This is a genomic window from Amycolatopsis sp. NPDC004169 (genome assembly GCF_040610315.1).
GTDB lineage: Bacteria > Actinomycetota > Actinomycetes > Mycobacteriales > Pseudonocardiaceae > Amycolatopsis.
Map to the genome: position 1 here is coordinate 328,213 of NZ_JBEXMD010000002.1, position 23,368 is coordinate 351,580.

The 23,368-nt window shown below is 72.4% G+C and carries 21 protein-coding genes and 2 pseudogenes; 16 read left to right on the plus strand and 7 right to left on the minus strand.

The window, feature by feature from the left end; all coding sequences use genetic code 11:
* The first annotated feature begins 127 nt into the window (after positions 1–127).
* The 6 genes and pseudogenes from ABZX11_RS04240 (at position 128) to ABZX11_RS04265 (ending at position 3,948) form a co-directional block, all read left to right on the plus strand.
* Positions 128–499: a YciI family protein gene (locus ABZX11_RS04240; RefSeq protein WP_176172111.1), complete on the plus strand. Its 372-nt coding sequence runs from the start codon at positions 128–130 to the stop codon at positions 497–499.
* Positions 500–550: 51 nt separating this feature from the next.
* Positions 551–679 (plus strand): annotated as a pseudogene (locus tag ABZX11_RS04245) (NmrA family NAD(P)-binding protein); the annotation flags it as partial.
* 68 nt (positions 680–747) lie between these two features.
* Complete coding sequence (locus ABZX11_RS04250) at positions 748–1,365, plus strand: nucleoside-diphosphate sugar epimerase (protein WP_354909716.1); 618 nt, start codon at positions 748–750, stop codon at positions 1,363–1,365.
* A 20-nt stretch (positions 1,366–1,385) separates the two neighbouring features.
* Complete coding sequence (locus ABZX11_RS04255) at positions 1,386–2,264, plus strand: M48 family metalloprotease (protein ID WP_354909719.1); 879 nt, start codon at positions 1,386–1,388, stop codon at positions 2,262–2,264.
* 82 nt (positions 2,265–2,346) lie between these two features.
* Positions 2,347–2,697 carry a YciI family protein gene (locus tag ABZX11_RS04260; RefSeq protein ID WP_176172108.1) on the plus strand — a complete coding sequence of 117 codons (351 nt, stop codon included), beginning with the start codon at positions 2,347–2,349 and terminating at the stop codon, positions 2,695–2,697.
* 6 nt (positions 2,698–2,703) lie between these two features.
* Positions 2,704–3,948 (plus strand): RNA polymerase sigma factor, encoded by a 1,245-nt coding sequence (locus ABZX11_RS04265; RefSeq protein WP_354909722.1) that lies wholly within the window; start codon positions 2,704–2,706, stop codon positions 3,946–3,948.
* Positions 3,949–3,995: 47 nt separating this feature from the next.
* Here ABZX11_RS04265 and ABZX11_RS04270 read toward each other — a convergent pair whose 3' ends face one another.
* Positions 3,996–4,619 (minus strand): enoyl-CoA hydratase/isomerase family protein, encoded by a 624-nt coding sequence (locus ABZX11_RS04270; protein WP_354909724.1) that lies wholly within the window; start codon positions 4,617–4,619, stop codon positions 3,996–3,998.
* Positions 4,616–5,209 (minus strand): TetR/AcrR family transcriptional regulator, encoded by a 594-nt coding sequence (locus ABZX11_RS04275; protein WP_176172105.1) that lies wholly within the window; start codon positions 5,207–5,209, stop codon positions 4,616–4,618. Before ABZX11_RS04275 ends, ABZX11_RS04270 begins: the two co-directional genes overlap by 4 nt.
* A 54-nt stretch (positions 5,210–5,263) precedes the next feature.
* Between ABZX11_RS04275 and ABZX11_RS04280 the strand changes: the two genes are divergently transcribed.
* Entirely contained in the window at positions 5,264–5,617 is a 354-nt protein-coding gene (locus ABZX11_RS04280; RefSeq protein ID WP_354909727.1) for an arsenate reductase family protein, read from the plus strand.
* Here the strand turns inward: ABZX11_RS04280 and ABZX11_RS04285 are convergent.
* Entirely contained in the window at positions 5,614–6,825 is a 1,212-nt protein-coding gene (locus tag ABZX11_RS04285) for a threonine synthase (RefSeq protein WP_354909729.1), read from the minus strand. The two genes, ABZX11_RS04280 and ABZX11_RS04285, sit on opposite strands and share 4 nt — an antisense overlap.
* 30 nt (positions 6,826–6,855) lie before the next feature.
* Between ABZX11_RS04285 and ABZX11_RS04290 the strand changes: the two genes are divergently transcribed.
* Complete coding sequence (locus ABZX11_RS04290) at positions 6,856–7,635, plus strand: DUF1295 domain-containing protein (protein WP_354909732.1); 780 nt, start codon at positions 6,856–6,858, stop codon at positions 7,633–7,635.
* A complete protein-coding gene (locus ABZX11_RS04295; protein WP_354909734.1) occupies positions 7,617–8,363 on the plus strand; it encodes a nitrilase-related carbon-nitrogen hydrolase in 747 nt (248 codons plus the stop codon). The genes ABZX11_RS04290 and ABZX11_RS04295 overlap by 19 nt, the downstream gene beginning before the upstream one ends.
* A 17-nt stretch (positions 8,364–8,380) precedes the next feature.
* Here the strand turns inward: ABZX11_RS04295 and ABZX11_RS04300 are convergent, their stop codons facing one another.
* The 3 genes from ABZX11_RS04300 to ABZX11_RS04310 all read right to left on the minus strand — a co-directional run bounded on the left by ABZX11_RS04300 (position 8,381) and on the right by ABZX11_RS04310 (position 11,357).
* Entirely contained in the window at positions 8,381–9,127 is a 747-nt protein-coding gene (locus ABZX11_RS04300; protein ID WP_354909737.1) for an SDR family oxidoreductase, read from the minus strand.
* An 83-nt stretch (positions 9,128–9,210) separates the two neighbouring features.
* A complete protein-coding gene (locus ABZX11_RS04305) occupies positions 9,211–10,104 on the minus strand; it encodes a LysR family transcriptional regulator (protein ID WP_254896908.1) in 894 nt (297 codons plus the stop codon).
* Positions 10,104–11,357 (minus strand): cytochrome P450, encoded by a 1,254-nt coding sequence (locus ABZX11_RS04310; protein ID WP_354909739.1) that lies wholly within the window; start codon positions 11,355–11,357, stop codon positions 10,104–10,106. The genes ABZX11_RS04305 and ABZX11_RS04310 overlap by 1 nt, the downstream gene beginning before the upstream one ends.
* A 47-nt stretch (positions 11,358–11,404) precedes the next feature.
* Here ABZX11_RS04310 and ABZX11_RS04315 point away from each other — a divergent pair, with 47 nt between their 5' ends.
* Together ABZX11_RS04315 and ABZX11_RS04320 are read left to right on the plus strand one after the other, a co-directional pair.
* Positions 11,405–12,133 (plus strand): alpha/beta fold hydrolase, encoded by a 729-nt coding sequence (locus ABZX11_RS04315; RefSeq protein WP_176172098.1) that lies wholly within the window; start codon positions 11,405–11,407, stop codon positions 12,131–12,133.
* Between the two features lie 242 nt (positions 12,134–12,375).
* Positions 12,376–15,621 carry a tetratricopeptide repeat protein gene (locus ABZX11_RS04320; RefSeq protein WP_354909743.1) on the plus strand — a complete coding sequence of 1,082 codons (3,246 nt, stop codon included), beginning with the start codon at positions 12,376–12,378 and terminating at the stop codon, positions 15,619–15,621.
* Between the two features lie 82 nt (positions 15,622–15,703).
* On the opposite strand, the gene ABZX11_RS04325 is transcribed toward ABZX11_RS04320, so the two are convergent.
* On the minus strand, positions 15,704–16,486 hold the full coding sequence (locus ABZX11_RS04325) for a methyltransferase (RefSeq protein ID WP_354909746.1): 783 nt from the start codon (positions 16,484–16,486) through the stop codon (positions 15,704–15,706).
* A 28-nt stretch (positions 16,487–16,514) separates the two neighbouring features.
* On the opposite strand from ABZX11_RS04325, the gene ABZX11_RS04330 reads away from it, so the two are divergent.
* The 5 genes and pseudogenes from ABZX11_RS04330 to ABZX11_RS04350 all read left to right on the plus strand — a co-directional run bounded on the left by ABZX11_RS04330 (position 16,515) and on the right by ABZX11_RS04350 (position 23,274).
* Complete coding sequence (locus ABZX11_RS04330; protein WP_354909748.1) at positions 16,515–17,963, plus strand: PLP-dependent aminotransferase family protein; 1,449 nt, start codon at positions 16,515–16,517, stop codon at positions 17,961–17,963.
* A gap of 77 nt (positions 17,964–18,040) precedes the next feature.
* On the plus strand, positions 18,041–18,487 hold the full coding sequence (locus ABZX11_RS04335) for a hypothetical protein (protein ID WP_354909751.1): 447 nt from the start codon (positions 18,041–18,043) through the stop codon (positions 18,485–18,487).
* 10 nt (positions 18,488–18,497) lie between these two features.
* Positions 18,498–19,043 (plus strand): annotated as a pseudogene (locus ABZX11_RS04340) (transposase); the annotation flags it as partial.
* A gap of 221 nt (positions 19,044–19,264) precedes the next feature.
* Positions 19,265–21,034, plus strand: a complete 1,770-nt coding sequence (locus tag ABZX11_RS04345) for an MFS transporter (RefSeq protein ID WP_176172093.1) — start codon at positions 19,265–19,267, stop codon at positions 21,032–21,034.
* A 377-nt stretch (positions 21,035–21,411) separates the two neighbouring features.
* Positions 21,412–23,274: a tachylectin-related carbohydrate-binding protein gene (locus ABZX11_RS04350; protein ID WP_354909753.1), complete on the plus strand. Its 1,863-nt coding sequence runs from the start codon at positions 21,412–21,414 to the stop codon at positions 23,272–23,274.
* The last annotated feature ends 94 nt before the right edge of the window (positions 23,275–23,368 follow it).

A 23,368-nucleotide genomic window follows, 5' to 3' on the forward strand; every position in this document is an offset into this window, starting at 1 on the left:
CTGCCCGAAAAATCTCCCCGGGGAAATGTCGAACCGCCTGCCGGTGCGATCGACGCGGGGGTGAAGGCCGGTCACCGCGTCCGGGAACGCACCGGATCCCGGCCGAAGGAACACCAGGGAGCACACCATGCGGTTTCTCATGATGCACCGGGTCGACGAGCACGACCCGAAGTCGTGGAACCCCAGCCAGGAGTTCATCGCGCAGATGGGCGGGTTCATCCAGGAAGCGGCCGAGAAGGGCATCCTGATCACGGCGGAGGGCGTGCACCCGACGGAGAAGGGCTCGCTGATCCGCAAGGCGCGCGGCGCCGCCATCCGCGTGACCGACGGGCCGTTCGCCGAGGCCAAGGAGGTCATCGGCGGGTTCGCGCTGATCCACGCGGCGGACCGGGCGGAGGCCGTCGAGTTCGCCAAGCGGTACGTCGAGCTGTTCGACCAGGACATCGAGGTGGAGGTCCGCCAGGTCGTCGAGTTCGAGGACCTGCCGACGCAGGACTGACGACGTCCGGTGGCGCTAGGCTGGCCGGGCAGCGACTCTGTGGGGGGTTGGATGTTCCTGGTCACCGGCGCCACCGGCAACGTCGGCGCGGAAGTGGTCGCGGCCCTCGCGGTGGCGGGCGCCCCGGTCCGGGCGCTGGTCCGCCGGCCGGACGTCACCCTCCCGGACGGCGTCGAGGCCGTGGTGGGCGATCTCAACACGCCCGGCAGCCTCACCGACGCGCTCGAGGGCGTCGAGGGGTCTTCCTGTTGTCCGGGTACGAGGACATTTCCGGCCTGCTGCGGGAGGCGGGGGTCCGGCGGATCGTGCTGCTGTCCGGCGGCTCGGCGGCCCTGGCGGACCTGGACAACGCCGTCTCCCGCTACATGACGCTGTCCGAGCGCGCGGTGCGGGAATCGGGCCTGGACTGGACGTTCCTGCGACCGCGCGCGTTCATGTCGAACGCCCTGCGCTGGCTGCCGCAGCTGCAGGCGGGCGACACGGTCCGCGTCCAGTTCCCGGACGTCCCGGTGGCCTGCATCGACCCGGCCGACATCGCGGCCGTGGCGGCCCTCGCACTGGCGGGCGGGCACGAAGGCGTGGTTCACGAGCTGACCGGGCCGGTGGCGATGCGGCCGGCCGAGCAGGTGTCCGTGCTGGCTTCGGTGCTGGGCCGGGATCTGCACTGCGTGGAGCTGTCGAACGAACAGACGCGGGAGGAGCTCGAAGCGGGAATGCCGCGGGAGTACGTCGACGCGTTCTGGAACTTCTACGTTGACGGGACGCTGGACGAGGCGACGGTGTCCCCGACGGTGCCGGAGGTGACCGGGCGGCCGGCCCGGACGTTCACCGAATGGGCCGAGGCCCACGCGGCCGCCTTCCACTGACGCAGCGGGGGAGCGCGGGGGTGAACGGAGACCGGTCCCGGCCCGACCTGTCCGCCGTGCTCGCCGTCGTGCTGGCGGTGCCCGTCGTCGCCAGCAGCCTGTTCGTGCTCGGCCTGGCCGGGAAGCTCGTCTGGCCCGGTTACTACTGGGTCTTCCCCGCCGGCTGGGTGCTGCTCGGCGGGATCACCTTCGTGCCCGCCTTCGAGCACTTCCTGCTGCCGCTGACCTTCGGCATGCGGCAGCCGACCACGCGGGAGCTCGCGAAGCTGACGCCGAGCTGGCAGGCCGTCTGCGCCGCCGCCGAGGTCGACGGTGACCGGTACCGGCTGTGGGTCGACCGGTCCCGTGAGCTCAACGCCTTCGCCGCCGGCGGCCGGACCGTCGCCGTCACGCGGACGGCCCTCGAGCTGCCGCCGCCGAGCCTGGAGGCGATCCTGGCGCACGAGCTCGGCCACCACCTGGCCGGGCACACCCGGATCTCGCTGTACGTCTGGTGGCTCGAGCTGCCGGCCCGGTTGCTGACGCGGCTGGTCCGGCTGCTCGCGCTGGCCGTCCCGTACGTCGGGCGCGCGTTCGCGGCCTTCGGGCGGTCGGTCGCCGTGCTCGTCACCGTGCTGCTCACGCTCGGCGTCCTCACCGCGCTGGCGTTCCTGGACCCGTGGCTGCTGCTGGCGCCCCTGCTCGGCCCGGTGCTCGCCTGGTCGAAGCGGCTCGGCGAGTACCGGGCCGACCTGGTGGCGGCGCGGCTGGGCTACGGGCCGGAGCTGATCACGCTGTTCCGGGAGTGGATCCGGGCCGGTGGCGGGGACGAGCGGCGGATGTGGGCGCGGCTGCTGGCCGGGCACCCGGCCCACGTCGACCGGATCAAGCGGCTGAAGGACCGTGGCTTCCGGGCGTGAAACATGACATGGGCGCGCCTGTCCAACGGGCCGTCCGCCGTTCGTGGTGGTGGCGTACGGCAACCGAGCCACTGGAGGAACCGTGAAGTACCTGATGCTGATCAACGCCGCCCTCGACGCCGACGGCGCGCCGACCGGCTGCAGCACGCCCGAGGACTGGATGCTGTTCGACAAGTCCCTCAAGGAGGCCGGGGTGTACGTCGGCGGCGACTCGCTCGCCGACTTCACCACCGCCGCGACGGTCCGGGTCGGCGAGCACGGCGAGCGGCTGGTCACCGACGGCCCGTTCGCCGAGTCGCGGGAGGTGCTCGGCGGCTACTTCGTCATCGACGTCCCGGACTTCGACGTGGCGCTGGACTGGGCGGCGCGCTGCCCTGGCTCGCGGGACGGCGGGTCGATCGTGGTGCGGCCGCTCGCCGGCTACGAAGGCTGACGGCTCGTGGCGGGGCGGGCGGAGGCGTCGGTCGAGGCGGTGTTCCGGGAAGAGCGCGGGCTGCTGCTGGCCGCGCTCGTCCGGCGTTTCGGCGACCTGGACCTGGCCGAGGAGGTGACGTCGGAAGCGATCGAGGCGGCGCTGGTGCACTGGCCGGCCGAGGGCGTCCCGCCGAAGCCGGGCGCCTGGCTGATGACAACGGCCCGGCGCAAGGCGGTCGACCGCCTGCGCCGCGACCAGGCCTACGCGGCCCGGCTCGCGGTGCTGCAGGTCGAGGCCGAGCGCGCGGCGCCCGCCCCGCCTTCCGACGGCGGTCTCCCGGACGAGCGGCTCCAGCTGTTCTTCACCTGCGCCCACCCGGCGCTGCCGGCGGAGGACCGCGCGGCGCTGACCTTGCGCTGCCTCGCCGGGCTGACGACTCCGGAGGTGGCGCGCGCGTTCCTGGTGCCGAGCGCGACGATGGGCAAGCGGATCGTGCGGGCGAAGAACCGGATCCGCACGCTGCGGATCCCGTTCCGCGTCCCGGACGCTCGCGAACTGCCCGGCCGGTTGCCGGGCGTGCTCCAGGTGATCTATTCGATCTTCACCGAGGGCTACGCGGCGAGCGCGGGCCCGGACCTGCAGCGGCTCGACCTGGCGGAGGAGGCGATCCGCCTGGCCCGCATCCTGCGGCGCTTGCTGCCGGAGGAGCGCGAGGTGGCGGGCCTGCTGGCGCTGCTGCTGCTGATCCACGCCCGCCGCGACGCCCGGACGGGCCCGGACGGCGACCTGGTGCTCCTCGACGACCAGGACCGAAGCCGCTGGGACCGGGCGATGATCGAGGAGGGGACGGCGTTGGTGGCGACCGCGTTGACGGGCGGCCCACCGGGCCGGTACGGAGTCCAGGCGGCGATCGCGGCGTTGCACGACGAGGCCGCGGACGTGGCCGGCACGGACTGGCCGCAGATCGTGGCGTTGTACGACGTGCTGCGCGGCCTGGCGCCGTCACCCGTGGTGGAGCTGAACCGCGCGGTGGCGGTGGCGATGCGGGATGGGCCGGAGGCGGGGCTGGAGTTGCTGGAGGGGCTGGCGGCGGACCCGCGGTTGCGGGGGTACAGCCCGTATCCGGCGGCCCGGGGCGATCTGCTGTCCCGGCTGGGGCGGGCCGAGGAGGCGGCGGTGGCGTATCGGGAGGCGTTGGCGTCGGCGGGAACCGAGCCGGAGCGGGTTCACCTGCGGGGCCGGTTGGCCGAGGTGACCGGGCAGCAGTAAGAAACTGTCGGTGGCCCCCGGTAAGCTGGATACCGGGGGCCGGAGGCCTACCCCGCCGCGCGCAACGCCGCCACGGCCGGTGCGAACATCGTCGCCTTGATCGCTCCCAGCGTCCCGCGGTCCTTGCCCGCCAGCTCCCGCACCCGTTCCGTCGCCACCTTCACCACTTCGCCCTCGGCCGCGACCTCGTCGACCAACCCGATCTCCGCCGCCTCCGGGCCGCCGAAGCGCCGTCCCGTCGTCATCGAGGCGATCGCCGCCGACGGTGTCAGCTTCGCCTGGATCAGCGCCGCCATGCCCGGGGTGAACGGGATGTTGATGTCCGCCTCCGGGAAGCAGAAATACCCCCGGTCGCCGCGCATCACGCGGAAGTCGTGGGCCATCGCCAGCATCGCTCCCGCGCCGAACGCGTGGCCGTTGACCGCCGCGATCGTCGGGACCGGCAGCGTCAGCACCCGCGCGAGCAGCTCCTGGACCTCCGCCACGTACTCCGCCGCGCGGTCTCCGTGCGCCGTCAGCCATTCGAGGTCCAAGCCGTTCGAATAGAACTTGCCGCCGCCGGTGGTCACCAGGGCGCCCTCGACTCCGTCCAAAAAGGAGTGAACGCGCTGCAGCCAGTCCGGGGAGAACCGGTTTTCGTCGTCGCCCAGGTCGAGCACGGAAACGGTCACGGTCGGTCCTTTTCTCGAGGGGGCACGGTCAGCACGGCCCGCACCGCGGCGGCCAGCCTCTCCCGCACCAGTGGATCGGTGATGTCATGCCGGAAGAACGCCGTCGGCAGGTCGACGACGCACGTCGTGATCACCTCGACGGCCGGCCCGTCGCCGCGGTCCCACAGCTGCCCGGCCAACCGGACCAGCAGTGCGACCAGGCGTTTGTCCACCGCGTGCAGCGCTTCCGCCAGCTCGTCGGGCAGCTCCGGCCCGAACAGCCGGTCGCCCCGCACCTTGAGCAGCATGCGCGCGCCGTCGGGACGGACCGAAGCGAACGCGGCGGGAGCGTCGGCCGCCGCGACGACGGCCTCCACCGGGGAAGACGCCTGGTCCACGAGGGACGTCTGGAGGTCGAGGAACGCCGTTGCGGCGCGTAGCCACACCTGGGCCCGCAACGCGTTCAGCGACCCGAACGCGTGGTAGATCGTCCCGTTCGGGACGCCCGCGGCCGCCGCCAGGCCACGGACCGTCACCTCCGTCGAGGAGGCGACGAGCCGCTCGGCGACGTCGAGGAGCGCGTCGAGGTCGTGGACGCGGGGGCGGGGCATGCGACGACCGTAACAGAGCACGTGCTCCAAAACCAAGGCGGTAAGCTGCGTGCCGTGGAGATCTGGATCAACCCGGCGTGCGCGAAGTGCCGGTCCGCGGTGTCGCTGCTCGACGAGGCCGGCGCGGACTACACCGTGCGCCGCTACCTCGAGGACCCGCCGACGGCGCCCGAACTCGAGGCCGTCCTCGAGCGCCTCGGCCTCGAACCGTGGGACATCACGCGCACCGCCGAGCCCGTCGCGAAGGAACTCGGCCTCAAGGCCTGGGGCCGCACGCCGGAGGACCGGCCGAAGTGGATCAAGGCGCTCGCCGAGCACCCGAAGCTGATCCAGCGCCCGATCATCACCGCCGACGACGGCACGACGGTCGTCGCCCGCGATCCCGAAACGGTGCGCTCGGTCCTTTAAGGAATCTCGTCGGTCGTGGCCAGGAGCGGCACGTCCAGGGGCACCGTCTCCGGGTACTTGATCCCGGCGCCGGTGTTGAGCACGACGACGTCCTCGCCGCCCTCGAGCCACCCCGACTCGCGGAGGTGCCTCAGCGCGGCGAAGCACGCGCCGCCTTCCGGGCAGACGAAGGTGCCCTCGTGCGAAGCGAGTTCCCGTTGCGCCGCAAGCAGTTCCTCGTCGGTGACGGCGATGGCCGTGCCGCCGGTCGAGTACACCGCGTCGAGCACGAGGAAGTCGCCCAGTGCCTTGGGGACGGTGATGCCGAAGGCGACCGTCCGCGCGTCCGGGAACGGCGTGCTTTCCCGCTCCCCACGCAAAAACGCCGTGACGATCGGCGCGCACCCGGCAGCCTGGACCGCGACCAGCCGCGGCAGCGGACCGGAGATCCAGCCCAGTTCCCGCATTTCCAGCAGCGCCTTGTGGATCCCGATGATGCCGACGCCGCCGCCGGTCGGGTACAGGATGACGTCGGGCAGCCGCCAGCCGAACTGCTCGGCGATCTCGTACCCCATCGTCTTCTTGCCCTCGATGCGGTACGGCTCCTTCAGCGTCGAGACGTCCTGCACGCCCGGACGCCGCCCGGCCGCCGCGGAGACGAGCTTGCTCGCGTCGCCGATGAGACCGTCCACCCGGTACAGCTCGGCTCCCGCCGCGACGCACTCGCGCATGGTGATCGCCGGGGCGTCGTCGGGCATCGCGACCAGGCTCGACAGCCCCGCCCGCGCCGCGTACAACGCCCACGCCGCGCCGGCGTTGCCGTTCGTCGGCATCGCGATCCCGCGCACGCCCAGCTCGGCCGCCCGCGAGACGCCGACCGCGGCACCGCGCGCCTTGAAGGTGCCGGTCGGGACCAGGCCTTCGTCCTTCATCCACAGGCGCGAAAGCCCCAGCTCACGGCCGTAGCGCGGCAGCCGCAGCAACGGGGTCATGCCCTCGCCGAGGCTGACGACGTGCTCGGCCGCGCGCACGGGCAGCACCTCGTGGTAGCGCCACAGCGTCGGCTCCCGCCCGGCGATCTCCTTCGGCGTCACGGCTTCGCGGACGCCGTCGAGGTCGTAGCGCGCCAGCAGCGGCGCGCCGGCCGGGGAGAGGCCTTGGACCGCGTCGGCGTCCACGCGTTCGCCGGTCCGCGAGCACTCGAGATGGCTGAGGAACGAGTACGGCACGCCGTCGATCCTAGGTCCTAAAGTGAGCACATGGACGCGCTGCGGGTGTGCCTGTACGTCTTCGCCGGGGTGACGCTCGGCACCTGGCTGGTCTCGGTGCTGACCAGGGAGTACTCCTGGGTCGACCGGATCTGGTCGATCGTGCCGGTGGCCTACGCGGGGATCTTCGCCGGGGCGGCGGGCTTCGCCGACGCGCGGCTCGACGTCATGTTCGCGCTGGTCGCGCTGTGGGGCGCGCGGCTGACGTTCAACTTCGCCCGGAAGGGTGGTTACGCGCCCGGCGGCGAGGACTACCGGTGGGCGGTGCTGCGCGAGCGGATGGCGCCGTGGCAGTTCCAGCTGTTCAACTTCTTCTTCATCTCGCTCTACCAGAACGTGATCCTGCTGCTCATCACGCTGCCCGCGCTCACCGCGCTGGAGCATCCCGGCGGCTTCGGGGTCGCGGACGTCGTCGTCGCGGTGGTGTTCCTCGCGTTCCTGGCCGGGGAAACCGTCGCCGACCAGCAGCAGTGGGCGTTCCACCGCGAGAAGCACGCGGGCCGCGCACCGACGCGGTTCCTGCAGGCCGGGCTGTTCCGCTACTCGCGGCACCCGAACTTCTTCTTCGAGCAGGCGCAGTGGTGGGCGATCGCCGCGTTCGGCGTGGTGGCCGGCGGTCTGCAGTGGACGGTCGTCGGCGCGGTCCTGTTGACGCTGCTGTTCGTCGGCTCGACGCGCTTCACGGAGAGCATCACGAAGTCCCGGTACCCGGAGTACGCGGACTACCAGCGGCGCACGTCGGCGGTCGTGCCGTGGCCGGCCCGCGGATGACGGTCGTCGCCGCGCTGCAGATCGCGACGGGTGTCCAGATCGAGCGGATCCTGGCGTTCGAGGACGAGATCCGCGGCGCCGGCTTGGTCGTCCTGCCGGAGGCGGTGCTCGGCGGCTACCCGGGCGGTACGCCGTTCCCCGAGTACTTCCACGCCGCGGTGACGGTGCCGGGCCCGGAGACGACGGAGCTGGCCGAGCTCGCCGCCCGGACCGGCGCAACCTTGGTCGTCGGCGTCATCGAGCGCGACGGCTCGACGTTGTACAGCACGGTCGTGTTCCTCGATCCGGAATCCGGGCTGGTCGCCAAGCACCGCAAGCTCGTCCCGACGGCGCGTGAACGCCTGTTCTGGGGCCGCGGCGACGGCTCGACGCTCCCGGCGATCCCGACGGCGGCGGGCCTGGCCGGCGCGGCGATCTGCTGGGAGAACCACATGCCGCTGCTGCGGGCGGCGATGTACGCGAAGGGCGTCGAGATCTGGTGCGCCCCGACGGCGGACGACCGCGACGTCTGGCAGGCGTCGATGCGCCACATCGCGGACGAGGGCCGGTGTTTCGTGGTTTCGGCGTGCCCGTACGAGACCTCGGGCGACGACCCGTTCCGCGGCGGGCACGACGTTGTTCAGCTTGTAGTGCCGGGCCAGCACCTCTCGGGGCACTACGCGCGGCCGGACGTGTTCGCGCTGACGGTGGACGAACGTCCCCGGAACGGCGTCACCTTCCTGAAGTGACGCCGTCCCGCGAGGGCTCACACCGCCAGCCGGCCACCGTCCACCGGCAGCACCGCGCCCTGGATGAAGCTCGCGTCGCCCGTGGCCAGGAACGTGATCGCCGCCGCGATCTCCTCCGGGGAGGCCACTCGGCCGGCCGGGCCTGCCGCTGCCAGCTCGTCCAGGCCGTCGCCGAAGGCCGCTGTGCCCTCCGTGCGGGTCGGGCCGGGACTCACCGCGTTGACCCGGACGCCGGACGGCCCGTACTCGGCCGCCCACGCCTTCGTCATCAGCTCCACCGCCGCCTTCGAGGCGCCGTAGACCGCCATGCCCGCCATGCCGCGGAGCGCCACGATCGTCGACACGTTCACGATTGCGCCGTGTCCGCGTGCCGCCATCTCCGGTCCCAGCTCGGCGACCAGGTAGAACGGCACCTTCACGTTCGTCGTGAAGACCGCGTCGAAATCCGCCTCCGGGAACTCCGCGGTCGGCCCGGTCGGGAAGATGCCGGCGTTGTTGACCAGCACGTCGATCGGCCCGCCCAGCTCCCGCGCCCGGTCCGCGAGGGCGCGCGCCGACGCGGCGTCCACAAGGTCCGCCGCGACGAAGTCGGCCTTGCCGCCCGCCGTGCGGATCGCCGCGACGACGTCGGCGCCGCGGCCGGCGTCCCGGCCCGACAGCACCACGTGGGCGCCCAGCCCGGCCAGCGCGACCGCCGTCGCGCGGCCGATCCCGCTCGTCCCGCCGGTCACCAGTGCCGTCGATCCGGACAGTTCTGCAGTCATCGCTCAAACTCCTTCGCGTTCTCGGTCGAAGGGTTCAAGCGAGATCGCCCGGAGAAGGCTTCCGGAACCGGGTTCGGCCCTCCTTATACCTCCGATCCGCCGTGCTGATGGTCTTCCAGCGCCGCGACGAACTCCGCGATGTCACGCCGGCGCGACGCCGCCGGCCACACCGCCCAGGTCCGCCGGACGATCGGGTTGCCGGCCAGCGGCACCCACCGCACCGTGTCCGGCAGCGGGTACGGCCACTCCGGCGGCGCGAAGGCGTACGCCGCGCCCGCGCTGACCGCCGGGATCTTGAGCTCGACGATCAGCCGCTGCTCCTCCGGCACGTCCGGGCCGACGTCGAGGCCGTGGCTGCGCAGGATCGCCGCCAGCTCGTCGTACCAGGCCGGGCTGCCCGCCCGCGGGAACGCGAACCACTCCAGCCCGGCCAGGCGCTCCAGCCGGACCGGCGAGCCCAGCTTCTCCGCGACGTCCGCGGCCAGCAGGACACCGACGTCCTCGGTCACCACCAGCGCCGCGTCCAGGTCGGCTCCGGCCGGGCGCTCCCGCACCAGACCGACGTCCAGCTCGCCGGCCCGCAACGCGGCCACCTGCGCCACCGACGACAGGTGCCGGGCCTGCACCCGCACGTCCGGCAGCCGCGCGAGCGCCGCGGGCAGCAGGTCCGGCGGCAGCTCCAGGGGGACGCCGACGCGCAGCACCCCGCCGCCGGCCGCGGTGTGCCGGGCCATCGCGGAAAGGGCCTGGTCGTGGCGCGCCAGGACGGCCCGGGCTTCGCCGAGCAGCGTCGTCCCGGCCTCGGTGACCTGGACACCGGTGCTGGTGCGCACCAGCAGCCGGACGCCGAGCCGCCGTTCGAGGGCCGTGATCGTCTGGGACAGCGCCGGCTGGCTCACGTGCAGCTGCCGCGCCGCCTTCGACATCGCGCCCGCCTCGACGACCGCGACGAACGCCTTCAGCTCCCGGATCTCCATCAGCGGCCCCACCGGATCGGCAGCGACTTGAGGCCGTTCTGGAAGTTCGACCGCAGGCGGACCGGCTCGCCCGCGAGCTCCACGAACCCGAGCCGGTCGAGCACCGCCTCGAACATGGCCCGCAGCTGCACCCGGGCCAGGTGCGCACCGAGGCAGAAGTGCGGGCCGTGGCCGAAGGTGAGGTGGTCGTTCGGCGTCCGGCCGATGTCGAAGGTGTCCGGATCGGGGAACACCGCGGGATCCCGGTTGGCCGAGGAGAACCAGACCACCACCTTCTCCCCGGCTCGGATGTCCACATCGGACAACCGGACGTCGGACACCGCCGTGCGCCGGAAGTGCATGACGGGCGTCCAGAACCGCAGCATCTCCTCGACCGCCGAGGGCAGCAGTGACCGGTCGGCCAGCAACCGGCGGTATTCCGCGGGGTGGGAGAGCAGGGCGAGCAGCCCGCCGGGCAGGCCGTTGCGGAGGGTTTCGTTGCCGGCCACGGAGAACAGCCAGAACAGGTTCTCGAACTCGGCGAGTGAGACGCGGCCGCCGTCGTCGCCGACGTGCCGCATCAGGTTGCTCATCACGTCGTCGCCCGGGTGTTCGCGCTTGTACTCGCCCAGCGCGTTCGCGTACGCGTAGAGATCCGGCATGCCCGCCCGCGTCCGCGGGTCCGGCATCGACCCGTCCGGCCCCGGCGACGGCCGGACGGCGAGCGCGGCCCGGGCGAGGTCGCTCACCTCGGCCGGGGAGACCGTCGCGCTCACCGCGTACTCGGCGTCCTGGTAGCCGATCACGCGGTTGCTCCAGTCGTACATCAGCCGCCGGTCCTCCTCCGGCACGCCGAACACCCCGGCCAGGGTGCGCAGCGGCAGGTCGGCGGCCAGCTGCGCGAAGTCGCACTCGCCGTCGCCGGCGACGGCAAGGACGAGTTCCCGCGCCCAGCTTTCGATCTGCGAAGTCAGCTTCGCGATCGCGCGCGGGGTGAACGCCTTCGTGAGCAGCCCGCGCAGCCGTCCGTGCTCCGGCGGGTCCATGTTCAGCATCATCCGGCGCACGTACGCGAGGTCGGCCGCGTCCCGGATCTGCGTCCCGCCCAGCTGGGACGAGAACACCGACGGCTCGCGCAGCACCCGCCGGACCTCGGCATGGCCCAGCACCGCCCAGAAATCGTCGACGCGCACCACCGGGCCGGCGCGCCGCAGCTGCGCCAGCTCGTCGTACGGGACCCCGCGCACGTAGGTCTCCGGATCGGTGATCGTCACGGGCCCGACCCTAGCCGCGGCCACCGACAATTTGGGAGGCTGCGCGGATGGACACGCTCAACATGCGCATCGGCGGCAAGGGCGAACCGGCCGTCCTCCTCCTGCACGGCCTCGGCGCGACCGGCGCCGTCTGGAACCACTTCGCCGTCCAGGTCGACCGGCGCGTCCTGGTGCCCGACCTGCCCGGCCACGGCCCGTCCGCACCACTGCCGCACTACAGCTTCGCCACGCTCGCCGAAGCGGTCGCGCGGGCGCTGCCGGACGGCGGGCCGCTGATCGTCGCCGGCCACTCGCTCGGCGGGGTGCTCGCGCTGGAGCTGGCGTCCGACCGCCACGACGTCGAGGTCGCCGGCGTGCTGGCCGTCGGCGTGAAGGTCGAGTGGAGCCAGGACGACCTGAACCGCGCGGCCTCGTTCGCGGCCAAGCCGCCGCGGGTGTTCGCGACCCGGGAAGACGCCGAGCAGGCGTACCTGAAGGTGTCCGGGCTGCTCGGGATCGCTCCCGCCGATCCGGCCGGGCTTCGCGAGACCGAGGGAGGTTGGCGCCTCGCGATGGACCCGGCCGCGTTCGGCCTCGGTGCCCCGGACATGCCGGCCCTGCTGGCCGGGGCGCGCTGCCCGGTGGTGCTCGCCGCGGGCGAGAACGACCCGATGAGCCGTCCGGAGCAGTTGCGCGCCCTCGATCCCGACGCCGTCACGCTCGCCGGTCTCGGGCACAACGCCCACGTCGAGGACCCGGCCGCGGTGCGGGCGTTGCTCGAGCGCTTCGGCGTGTGAAGGGAGCGGGTGCAGCCGTCGTACCCCACTCGACGGCTGCTCCGCGAACCCCTCGCCACCACCGGACGCGAAAAGCCTAGGAAAGCGCGGTGGACGAGCGCCTGTACCCGCGCCTGCCGCCGTCGTCACGGTCCGTACCTGCGGAAACGGTTATCTTCGCCGATCGGTGGTACATCTCGGGCGGCACGATCGTGATGCTGGAGAGGTACGTTCCGCTCGGGGGACGCAGGGAGAGGACGCCTGTGGACGAAGGCCTGTCGTTCGCCGGATGGCTGCGGGACCGGCGTGTGCTCGCCGGGCTCACCCAGGCCCAGCTCGCCGAGCGTGCGGGCCTGAGCCTGCGCGCGGTGCGCAACGCCGAACTCGGCAGCGTCCGGCGGCCCCGGCCGGAGACGGCCCGCAAGCTGCGGGAAGCGCTTGCCGAAGCCCCGCCGGAGCCCGTGCGGCTCGGCGTACTGGGCCCGCTGACGGTCACCCGCGGCACCGAACCGGTGGAGATCGGCGCCGAAAAGCAGCGCCTGCTGCTCGCGCTGCTGGCCCTGCAGCCGAACCGGACGGTCCGGCGCGAGGACCTCGTCGACGTCATCTGGGACGAGCCGCCGCCGACGTGCCAGGAGCTGCTCCACACCTACGTGGCGCGGCTGCGGCGGGCGCTGCGGCCGGCCGAGCTGATCGTCACGGACAAGGGCGGCTACCGGCTCGTCGCCGGTGAGGACGAGCTCGACCTGCTGCGCTTCGAGGCCCTCCTCGAACGGGACGCCCTCAAGGAGGCGCTCGGGCTCTGGCGCGGGCCGGCGCTCGCCGACGTCGAACGGCTGCGTCAGCACCCCGCCCGGCTCGCGCTGGCGATGCGGCGCGCCAAGGCCGTGCTGGCCTACGCCGGGGTCGCCGCTCCCGAAGACGCGGCGGTGCAGTTGCGGGTGCTGACCGCGGAGGAGCCGCTGAACGAGTCCGCGCACGCGAAGCTGGTGCTGGCGCTCGCCGCGTCCGGGCGTCAGGCCGCCGCGCTGGACGTCTTCGCCGAGGTGCGCCGGCGGCTCGCCGACGAGCTGGGCCTGGAACCGGGCCACGAGCTGCGGGCCGCCCACCAGCAGGTGCTGCGGCAGGACTTCGCCGTGCCGGAGCCGCCCGCCCGGGTGCCCGCGCAGCTGCCCGCCGACGTCCCCGGCTTCCGCGGCCGGGCCGCCCAGCTGGCCGAGCTGGACGCGCTGCTGCACCGCGACGAAGGCGACACCGGCGCGCGCATCGCCGTCCTCTCCGGCACCGGCGGGGTCGGCAAGACCGCGCTCGCGGTCCACTGGGCGCAGCGCTCGCCGGAGGAGTTCCCGGACGGCCAGCTCTACCTCGACCTGCACGGCTACGGCACGGTCCGGCCGGTGGACCCGGGCGACGCGCTGTCCGGGTTCCTGCGCGCCCTCGGCGTCGCCGGCGCGGACATCCCCGCCGAGCCGGACGAGCGCGCCGCGAAGTTCCGCACCGCGCTCACCGGGCGGCGGATGCTGCTGGTGCTCGACAACGCGAACTCGGTCGGGCAGGTCCGCCCGCTGCTGCCCGGCTCGCCGTCCTGCCTGGTCCTGGTGACCAGCCGGGACGCGCTGCCCGGGCTGATCGCCCGGCACGGCGCCCGCCGCGTGCTCGTCGACCTGCTCACCGAGACCGAAGCCCGTGACCTGCTGCGGGCGCTGCTCGGCGCGCGCGTCGACGCCGAGCCCGAAGCCACCGCGGCGCTGATCGGGTACGCGGCCCGGCTGCCGCTGGCACTGCGGCTGGTCGCGGAGCTGGCGCTGAGCCGGCCGGGGGAGCGGCTGGCCGCGCTCGCCGGCGAACTGGCCGACGAACGGCGGCGGCTCGACCTGCTCGACGGCGGCGGCGACCCGCTCACCGCGGTCCGCGCGGTGTTCTCCTGGTCCTACCGCAACCTGGCGCCCGACGCCGCCCGCGTGTTCCGGCTCTGCGGCCTGCACCCGGGCCGCGACCTGACGCCGCCCGCGCTGGCCGCGCTGGCCGGCGTCCCGCTGCCGGAGGCGGAACGGCTGGCCGGCACCCTGGTGCGCGCCCACCTCGTGCAGCAGACCGGCGACGACCGCGTGCAGCTGCACGACCTGCTGCGCGTCTACGCCGCCGAGCTCGCCGCCGGGGACGCCGTCGAAAGCCGTGAGGCGCAGCAGCGGCTGTTCGACTTCTACGTCTCCTCGGCCGGGCAGGCGATGGACGTCGTTCTGCCGCAGGAACGGCACCTGCGGCCGCGGGCGCCGGAGCCCGAGGTCAAGGTGCTCGACGCGCAGGCGTGGCTGGAGGCCGAGCGCCGCAACCTCCTGGCCGTCGCCGCGCACGCGACGCGCCACGGCTGGCCGGACCACCTGCGCCTGCTCTCCGGGATCCTGTGGCACTACCTCGACGTCGGCGGCTACCACGAGGAAGCGCTGGTGCTGCACACGCACGCGTCGGCGCTGGCCCACCACGTCGGCGACCGGGTGGCCGAGGCCGAGCCGCTCATCCTGATCGCGCTGGGCCACTGGCGGGTCGGCCGGTCTCCGGAAGCGCTGCGCTACCTGGAGGAGGCGCTCGTCCTGGCCCGGGAGACCGGGGACTGGCGCACCGAACTCCACTCGGTCAACACCCTCGGGCTGGTGTGCCGCGCGCTGGGCCGGTTCGCCGACGGGATCCGGTACTCGACCGAGGCCCTCGCACTGGCCAGGAAGACCGGCGACCGCACCAGCGAAGGCCTGGTCCTGGTGGTGCTCGGCTGTTCCTGCCGCGGCATCGGCCGGTACGGCGAAGCGATCGGCCACCTCGAAGAGGCGCTCGCACTGGCCCGCGAGACCGCCGACCGCACGAGCGAGGGGTACGCGCTGGTCAACCTGGGCGACTCGCTGTCGGCGCTGGGCCGGCACGACGAAGCGGTCCAGGCCGTCGAGGAGGGGCTGGCGCACCTGCGCGCGATGGGGGTCCGGGTCAGCGAGGGGTACGCGCTGGGCATCCTCGGCGACGTCGAGCACGCGCGTGGCCGGTACGCCGAAGCCGCCGTCCACCTGGAGCGGGCGCTGGAGATCGCGCAGGAGACCGGAAGCCCGCCCAACCGCAGCATCTCGCTGAAGCACCTGGGTGACGTCCGGCTGGCGCAGGGGCGGCACGCGGAGGCGGCCCAGCACCTCGAAGAAGCGCTGAGCCTGGCCCGCGAATGCGGTGACCGCGGCGTGGAATCCCGCGTGCTGAACAGCCTCGGCAGCCTGTCCGCCGCCCGCGGCGCCGCGTCGGAGGCGCTGCGGTACCACCGTGCGGCCCTGGCCGTGGCGAAGGAAACAGGCTGCCGTCCCGAACAGGGCCGGGCCCACTGCGGGCTCGGTGAGGTCCACAGTGGACTCGGTGAGCCGGAGGCCGCGCGCTCGCACTGGGAGCGCGCGCTTTCCTGTTACGCCGGGGAGTGCGTGCCCGGGGCGACCCGGGTGCGGAACCACCTGATGGCCTTGGAGCGCGTCTCGCGGTGATCGGGCTCGCGGGTGGCCAGGTCGTTGCGGAGCCGTTCGAGGTCGCGGTCGACGACGTCGCTGCTGCCCGCCGGCCGCGGCTTCACGGCCTGCTCCCGGTGGCCTTGAAGAACGTGTAGCAAAAGGAGCCGTCTTCGCGGGTGGTCCGGTGCAGGTCCGCGACCCCCTCGTCCCAGCGGTCCGGCGGGATCAGCCCGCGGGCGACGGCGGTCTCGCCGACGCCTTCGACCATCGCGGTGAAGGTGTCGCGGGTGAACCCGGTGACCAGGCCGGGCCGGGAGGCGTCGGCGTAGACGGTCCGCGGTTCGACGGCGACGTCACCGAACCCGGCGCCGGTCAGCAGCGGGTGGAGGCGGCGGCCGAGGAGCGCGTCGCCGCCGGCTTCGGCCTGCAGCCGGACCAGGCAGCCGATCGCGTCCTGGGCGGCCTCGCTGCGCGGGTGGAAGAACGCCGATCCGTGGTCGCCCTCGATGACGGTGATCGTGCCGCCCGGCCGCAGCAGCGTCTTCAGGTGCGCGAGGGCTTTGCCGGGGTCGGGGAGGTGCTCGAGGACGAAGCAGACGAAGACGTGGTCGTACTCGCCGTCGAGGTCGAACAGGTCGGCCCGCCGGAAGTCGACGCCGGGCACCTTCTGCCGCGCCTGGGCCAGCGACGCTCCTTCGATGTCGACGGCGGTCAGGTGGGCGCCCGGGCTGCGGGCGGCGAGGTGGACGGTCTGGGCGCCGACGCCGCAGCCGGCTTCGAGCACGCGGCTGCCGGCGGGGTAGGTGGTTCCGGCGTGCAGGAGCTCGGCGAGGGTGTCGGCCTGGTCGCCGAGGCGGCGGGCTTCGGGCTGGGTGTATCCGTGCACGTAAGCGGTGTCCATGAGCCCAGCGTGCTGCGACAATGGCCCGATGGACAGAGCCAAAACGTCGTCCGCCGAGGAGTCCATAGGCTCGGACTTCCTCCAGCTGGACATCCGGTCGGCACCGCCGGGCGGGCTCGCGGACTGGCTCGCCGGGCAGCTGCGCGCGGCGGTCGCGGACGGCCGCCTCCCGGTCGGCGGGCGGCTGCCGGCGTCGCGGGTGCTGGCGGCCGAGCTGCGGGTGTCCCGGGGCGTGGTGACCGAGGCCTACCAGCGGCTGATCGACGACGGCCACGCCGCGGGCCGCGGCCGCGCGGGCACGGTCATCGTCGCCGCGCCGGTGCTGCCACCGTCCCCGTCGGCCGCCGTTTCGCCGGCAAAGGTGATCACGGCCATGCCTGGCGCGGAGGTGTTCGACGCGGTCCGCGCGGCGCCGGCCCGGATCGACCTCACGCCCGGCGTCCCGGACCTGACGGCGTTCCCGCGGGCGGCGTGGCTGCGCGCGGAGCGGGCGGTGCTGGACGAACTGGAGCCGTCCCACTTCGGCTACGGCGACCCGCGCGGAGCGCCGTCGATGCGGCTGGCGGTGTCGCGCTGGCTGGCCCGCAACCGCGGGATCCGGGTCGACCCGGGCGAGATCATCGTGGTGGCCGGGGTGGCGCAGGCGCTGTCGTTGCTGGGGCAGGTGCTGCGGCAGCACGGCGTGCCCGCGGTGGCGGTCGAGGACCCGGGGTCGCTCGGGGCGCGCCAGCACCTGCAGCACTGCGGCTTGGCCACCCCGCCGGTCCCGGTCGACGACGACGGCGTGCAGGTCGCGGCCTTGGCGGCCCCGGCGGTGCTGCTGACCCCGGCCCACCAGTTCCCGACGGGGGTGGTCCTGGGCGGCTCGCGGCGGCGGGAGCTGCTGCGCTGGGCGTCGTCCGGCGGCATCGTGCTCGAGGACGATTACGACGCCGAGCACCGCTACGACCGGGCGCCGGTGCCTGCGCTGCGGTCGATGCTGCCGGAGGTGTGCTACACGGGCAGCGTGTCGAAGCTGCTGGCCCCGGCGTTGCGGGTGGGCTGGCTGCTGGCGCCGCCGAGGTTCTTCGGTGATCTCGTGGCGGCGAAGCGGTTCGCGGACCTGGGGAACGCGGTGCTGGCGCAGCTGGTCCTGGCGAGGCTGATGGAGACGGGCGAGCTGGAGCGGCAGCTGCGGGTGGTCCGTTCCCGCCACCGGCGTCGTCGCGACGCGATGATCCGGGCGTTGTCGGCCTCGCTGCCTTCGGCGGTGGTGCACGGGGCGGCCGCCGGGTTGCACCTGACGGTGACGTTCGACTTCGACGTGGACGACGTGGAGGTGGCTTCGGCCGCGTTGGGGGAGGGGGTGAAGGTCCAGCCGCTGTCGTGGCACCGGCAGCTCCCGGGGCGGCCCGGGTTGGTGCTGGGGTACGCGGCACGGACGGCGACGGAGATCGAGGAGGGCGTGGCCGTACTGGGGCGCCTCGTCGGGGCTTAGGCCGGTCGGGTGACGCAGCTCAACCCGCGGGCGTGGTGGGGCGTGGAGTCCTGCAACTGACGAAACGAGGAGTTCCGATGAAGTTTCTGCGCCGGACCCTGGTCGCCCTGCTGGGTGTTGCCGCCGTCCTGACGGCCGCGCCGCCCGCCGGAGCGGCCACGAACCCGTACACCCCGACCGAAGTCTGCGGCGCCGGTTACCGGGTCATCTCTTCATTGCCGGCCAAGACCGACGGCGGGAGCAAGTGGGGCGGGGTCTACCTGCTCTACAAGGCCGGGGGCTACAACTGCGTCGTCACCATCAAGTGGTCCTTCATCGGGGTCGCCACCGACACCTTCGCCGGGCTGTACCGGGACTCCGAGGACTCGAGCCAGAACGTCTACGACCGCGGGAACTTCAAGTACTACGCCGTCGTGCGGGGGTATGCGCCTCAGTGCATCAAGTACGCGGGCTGGGTCGGAGACAGGGCCGGGGACGGCGGCACGACCGCCGGCGCCGCCAGTGGCTGGGGCTGGTGCGACTGACGGGCCGGAGGCCCTGTTCGACAAGCTCGCCAAGCATGGGCCACCGCTGGTCGTGGTGAACCAAGCGGCCACGATCGGGGCGTTGCCGGTCGCGGTCGCCCGTACCGCCGGACACCAGGTCGCCTACCTGCCCGGCCTGGCCATGAGCCGCATCGCCGACGCCCCACGCTCCCTGCCCTACGCACTCCGGCCGGTCGACGTCGGCGACGATGCCCTGGTCGAGCTGGAGGTGCTGATCGGGTTCGACGACGCCCTGGCCGGCGAAGCCACCCGCATCAGCAACCGCATCCGCGGCCTGCTCACCGGCATCCACCCCGCCCTCGAACACGCCATCGGCTCCAGGATCAGCCACCCGGCGGTGCCGGAGATCCCCTCCCGCTCCGGCGGACCCGCCGGGATCGCCAAAGCCGGCCGCCGCAAACTGACCGCGATCGCCAAGGTCCACGACCCCGCCTCGGAGAGAAACCTGGTCGAGGCGATCACCGCTGAATTGGGCGAGCAGACGGTCACCGTTCCGGGCACCGCCGCCGCGGGCACGGTCTTGCCGCGGTTGGCCCCGCTACCGGCAAGCACCGACAGTTCCCGGCTGGCGCAACGGAGTTGTCCACAGCCAGGCCCTCCGGCTGCACCTTGTGCACAACCCGCTCAGTAAAGGGTCCTCAAAGGACAGTCAAGCGACTGTGATCATGCTCTCCCATGCATTTCGCCCTGTTGGTTGCCATACGCAAGCAACTTGCTTAGCCTAGCTAAGGGACTTGCGAGCAGAGAGGTTGCACAGTGGCGGAACGCCGGACGTATTCGATCGCGGAACTGGGGCCGCGGTACAAGTGGATCGCGCTGTCCAACACGACGCTGGGCATGCTGATCGCCACGATCAACTCGTCGATCGTGCTGATCGCGCTGCCCGACATCTTCAAGGGCATCGGCATCAACCCCCTGGAACCGGCCAACACGAGCTACCTGCTGTGGATGATCATGGGCTTCCTCGTGGTCACCGCGGTGCTGGTGGTGAGCTTCGGCAGGCTCGGCGACATGTACGGCCGCGCGAGGATGTACAACCTCGGCTTCGCCGTCTTCACCGTTTCCTCCATCATGCTGGCCGTCACCTGGTTCGACGGTGACGCGGCCGCGTTGTGGCTGATCGGCTGGCGGATCGTGCAGGGCGTGGGCGGCGCCTTCCTGATGGCGAACTCCTCGGCCATCCTCACCGACGCCTTCCCGGCCAACCAGCGCGGCCTGGCGCTCGGCATGAACGGCGTCGCGGCGATCGCCGGCTCGTTCCTCGGCCTGGTCGTCGGCGGCGTGCTCGCGCCGGTCGACTGGAACCTGATCTTCCTCGTCTCGGTCCCGTTCGGCGTGATCGGCACGGTCTGGGCGTACCTCAAGCTGCACGACACCGGCGTCCGCAAGCACGCGCGGATGGACTGGTGGGGCAACATCACCTTCGCCGTCGGCCTGATCGCGGTGCTGATCGGCATCACCTACGGCATCCAGCCGTACGGCTCGTCCCCGACCGGCTGGGGCAGCCCGTTCGTGCTCAGCTGCCTGATCGGCGGGCTCGCGGTGCTGGTGGCGTTCGTCGTCATCGAATCGAAGGTGGACAACCCGCTGTTCCGGCTGTCGCTGTTCCGGATCCGCTCGTTCACCTGGGGCAACGTCGCCAACCTGACGGCCTCCCTCGGCCGCGGCGGGCTGCAGTTCATCCTGATCATCTGGCTGCAGGGCATCTGGCTCCCGCAGCACGGCTACACGTTCGAGCAGACGCCGTTGTGGGCGGGCATCTACATGCTCCCGATGACGATCGGCTTCCTGCTGTCGGCGCCGGCTTCGGGCGTCCTGTCCGACCGCATCGGCAGCCGGTTCCTCGCTTCGGGCGGCCTGCTGATCACGGCGGTGACGTTCCTGCTGCTGATCCTGCTCCCGGTGAACTTCAACTACTGGGCGTTCGCGGCGATCCTGCTGGTCAACGGCATCGGCATGGGCATGTTCGCCTCCCCGAACCGCGCCGAGGTGATGAACAGCCTCCCGGCCGACGCCCGGGGTTCGGGCGCGGGCATGATGACGACGTTCCAGAACGCGGCGATGGTCCTGTCGATCGGCTTCTTCTTCAGCTTGATCATCGCGGGCCTGTCGTCGAGCCTGCCCTCGACGATGAGCCAGGGCCTGATCGAGCACGGCGTCCCGGCCTCTTCGGCGGCGCAGATCGCCAACCTCCCGGCGGTGGCGGTGCTGTTCGCGGCGTTCCTGGGCTACAACCCGATCCAGCAGCTCCTCGGTGGCCAGCTGTCGTCGCTGCCGCCGGACCAGGCGTCGTTCCTGACGGGCCGGAGCTTCTTCCCGAACCTGATTTCGGGCCCGTTCCAGTCGGGGTTGGCGGTGGCGTTCGGCTTCGCGATCGTGGTCTGCCTGATCGGCGCGGTGGCGTCACTGCTGACCAAGGACGCGCGACCGAAGGACGGGGAGTCCGTCGGCGAGGAACTGGCCGCGGTGGCCGGGGAGTCGAGCGGCGGGCCGAGCGAATTGGTGTCGCCTTCCAGCGAACGCTGACGACGGGTTTGCGAGAAAGCCGGGTGCCGGGTGGCACCCGGCTTTTTCGCGTCAGTTGCGCCGTTGGAAGTAGGCCGAATGACGCAACTGTCAAAGAAAAAGTAACGGCCGGGTCAGAGGGTCGATAGGAAGATCGAACAGCTCGCGGGAGGGCGAGCTCGTCTGCGCGCGGCATGGAGGGTGCGGCGCTCCGGGGGAAAGCCGGGCCGACCGGCGCCTTCACCAGCCTGCTCACCGATGGCCTGCCGCGTTGCGCGCGTGGGTCGGTTCGTGCTGCCCGACAACGCTTTCACGAGGGGAAATCCATGCGTCAGGGATCGTTTGCCCGGAGACCCGTCACGCTCTGCTGCGCCTTCACCGTCGCCCTCACCGGCGTGGTGAGTGCAGTCGGAGCGACCCAGGCCGCCGCGGCCGACACGATCACCTGCCGCGCCGGCGCGAGCGTCTTCTACACCCTCCCCGACACCCACCTGGACCTCGACCGCCACAACGAGCCAGAGACCGGCGCCACGTCCTGGACCGGACGGGCGACGATCGGCAACGCGTGGAGCGGCAAGACGCTCGCCGGCCCCGACGGCCGGATGTACTCCATCCTCGACAACGGCGATGTCCTGCGTCAGCGCCGGCTTCCCACCGGCTGGGAAAACGGCGGGGTCAGCCAGAAGATCGCCACGGGCTGGAGGGGCACGACGCTGCCCGAGTACCGGAACCGGATCACTGTCGACGCCACCGGTGATTTCTACTGGTCACACGACAACATCCTCGCCTGGGTGCGGTACGACGAGACGACCAAGGTCTGGACGGACCGCCTGATCGACACGGGCTGGACCCCGACCAAGTACGACTTGATCGTCGGCGCGGGCGCCGGCGTCTTCTACGCCCGCACACCCGCCGGGGAGCTCTACCGCTTCCAGTACGACCCGGTGAGCCAGCGGTGGGTCGAATACGCGACGCTGGTCGGTACCGGCTGGCAGAACTTCGCCCAGATCGCCTCGGCCGGTGGTGACGTCCTGTACGCACTGGACAAGAACAACGGCCAGATCAAGTGGTACCGCTACCTGGGCGGTGGCAGCTGGACCGGCCCCAAGGTGGTCGGCACGATCGGCACGGACTACCAGCTGAGCGTCACGACGGACGACTGCAAGCTGATCAACCCGGCCCTGCCGGCTCGTCCCGCGGTGCCGGCTCGGCCCAGTCCCGCGACGATCCTCGTCGAGGGCACCGAGAGCAAGATCCAGCACTTCTACGTCGACGACTTCGGGAGGCTCATCCACGGGCGGCAGCGCACCGACGACGTGACCATCGTGGAGTTCGCCGTCATCCCGGGTTACCAGGAATTCTCCGGCGTTCCCGCGGCAGTGCGGACGGCGGACAACAGCCTGCAGGTCGCCGCGCTCGGGCAGGACAGCGAGACCCGTGTCAGCAGCCAGGCGTCGGGCGTGACCGGCTGGCCGGCCTTGGCGGGCTTCGGCGGCTGGACTCCGGGGCCGGCGCGGCTGGTGCTGCGCGACGGCGTGTCCTACGCGTTCGCGGTCGACGCCGGCGGGAAGCTCTGGGTGCGACCGCAAGATCCGGCGAGCAAGCAGTTCCTCCCGTGGCGAGCCCTGGACTCGACCGGGCTCAGCTCGGATCTGACCGTCGTGCCGCAAGCGGACGGGATCGACGTCTTCGCACGGACCACGGCCGGGCTCTACACCAAGGCCACCTACGCGAACGGTGCGTTGAGCGCGTGGCTCACCGTTCCCGGCACCGGCTGGCCGTCGGCTGCCGCCGCGGTGGCGAACCCGGACAAGAACCTCCAGGTCTTCGCGATTCAGCCGGACGGCAAGGTGGTCACCCAGCGCGAACTGAGCGGTGGGTTCACCGGCGCTTGGAGCCAGCTCGCCGGGATCACCGCCGCCGGAGTTCCCGCCGCGGCGACGGACACCGGCGGAACGGTCCACGTCGCCGTGAGGGCCAACGACGGCTACATCTACGTGACCGAACAGGTCGCCCCGGGAAGCGCCGCTTACCGTGATTGGCAGCGGCTCGCCGATGCCCGGACCGGTGCTGCCTACCAGAGCGTGACCGACCCTGCTTTGACGGCACACAGCACAGGCGGTGTCGTCGCGGCGTTCCGTGACGCCGACGGGGTGTCCTATGTGTACTCATCGGCCGTCGTGGCGTCGCTGACCGCGCGCACCGCCGACGGCACCCGGGTCGTGTTCACCGGCGGTCCCGCTCCGAAGCCGAAGTTCTGATCGACCAGTAGGTACGCCGTCCGGCCCGCGGTGCTCGGGTCGAGCGTGGGTACCGCGCGCCCGCGATCCGTCGTTCCCCGATCCCCGAGGTGAT

Coding starts and splice junctions, on each gene's coding strand:
- ABZX11_RS04325 (WP_354909746.1), bottom strand. CDS start 16,486: ATGGACACCGCTTACGTGCACGGATACACCCAGCCCGAAGCCCGCCGC.
- ABZX11_RS04300 (WP_354909737.1), bottom strand. CDS start 9,127: ATGACTGCAGAACTGTCCGGATCGACGGCACTGGTGACCGGCGGGACG.
- ABZX11_RS04290 (WP_354909732.1), top strand. CDS start 6,856: ATGGACGCGCTGCGGGTGTGCCTGTACGTCTTCGCCGGGGTGACGCTC.
- ABZX11_RS04330 (WP_354909748.1), top strand. CDS start 16,515: ATGGACAGAGCCAAAACGTCGTCCGCCGAGGAGTCCATAGGCTCGGAC.
- ABZX11_RS04315 (WP_176172098.1), top strand. CDS start 11,405: ATGGACACGCTCAACATGCGCATCGGCGGCAAGGGCGAACCGGCCGTC.
- ABZX11_RS04275 (WP_176172105.1), bottom strand. CDS start 5,209: ATGCCCCGCCCCCGCGTCCACGACCTCGACGCGCTCCTCGACGTCGCC.
- ABZX11_RS04240 (WP_176172111.1), top strand. CDS start 128: ATGCGGTTTCTCATGATGCACCGGGTCGACGAGCACGACCCGAAGTCG.
- ABZX11_RS04335 (WP_354909751.1), top strand. CDS start 18,041: ATGAAGTTTCTGCGCCGGACCCTGGTCGCCCTGCTGGGTGTTGCCGCC.
- ABZX11_RS04305 (WP_254896908.1), bottom strand. CDS start 10,104: ATGGAGATCCGGGAGCTGAAGGCGTTCGTCGCGGTCGTCGAGGCGGGC.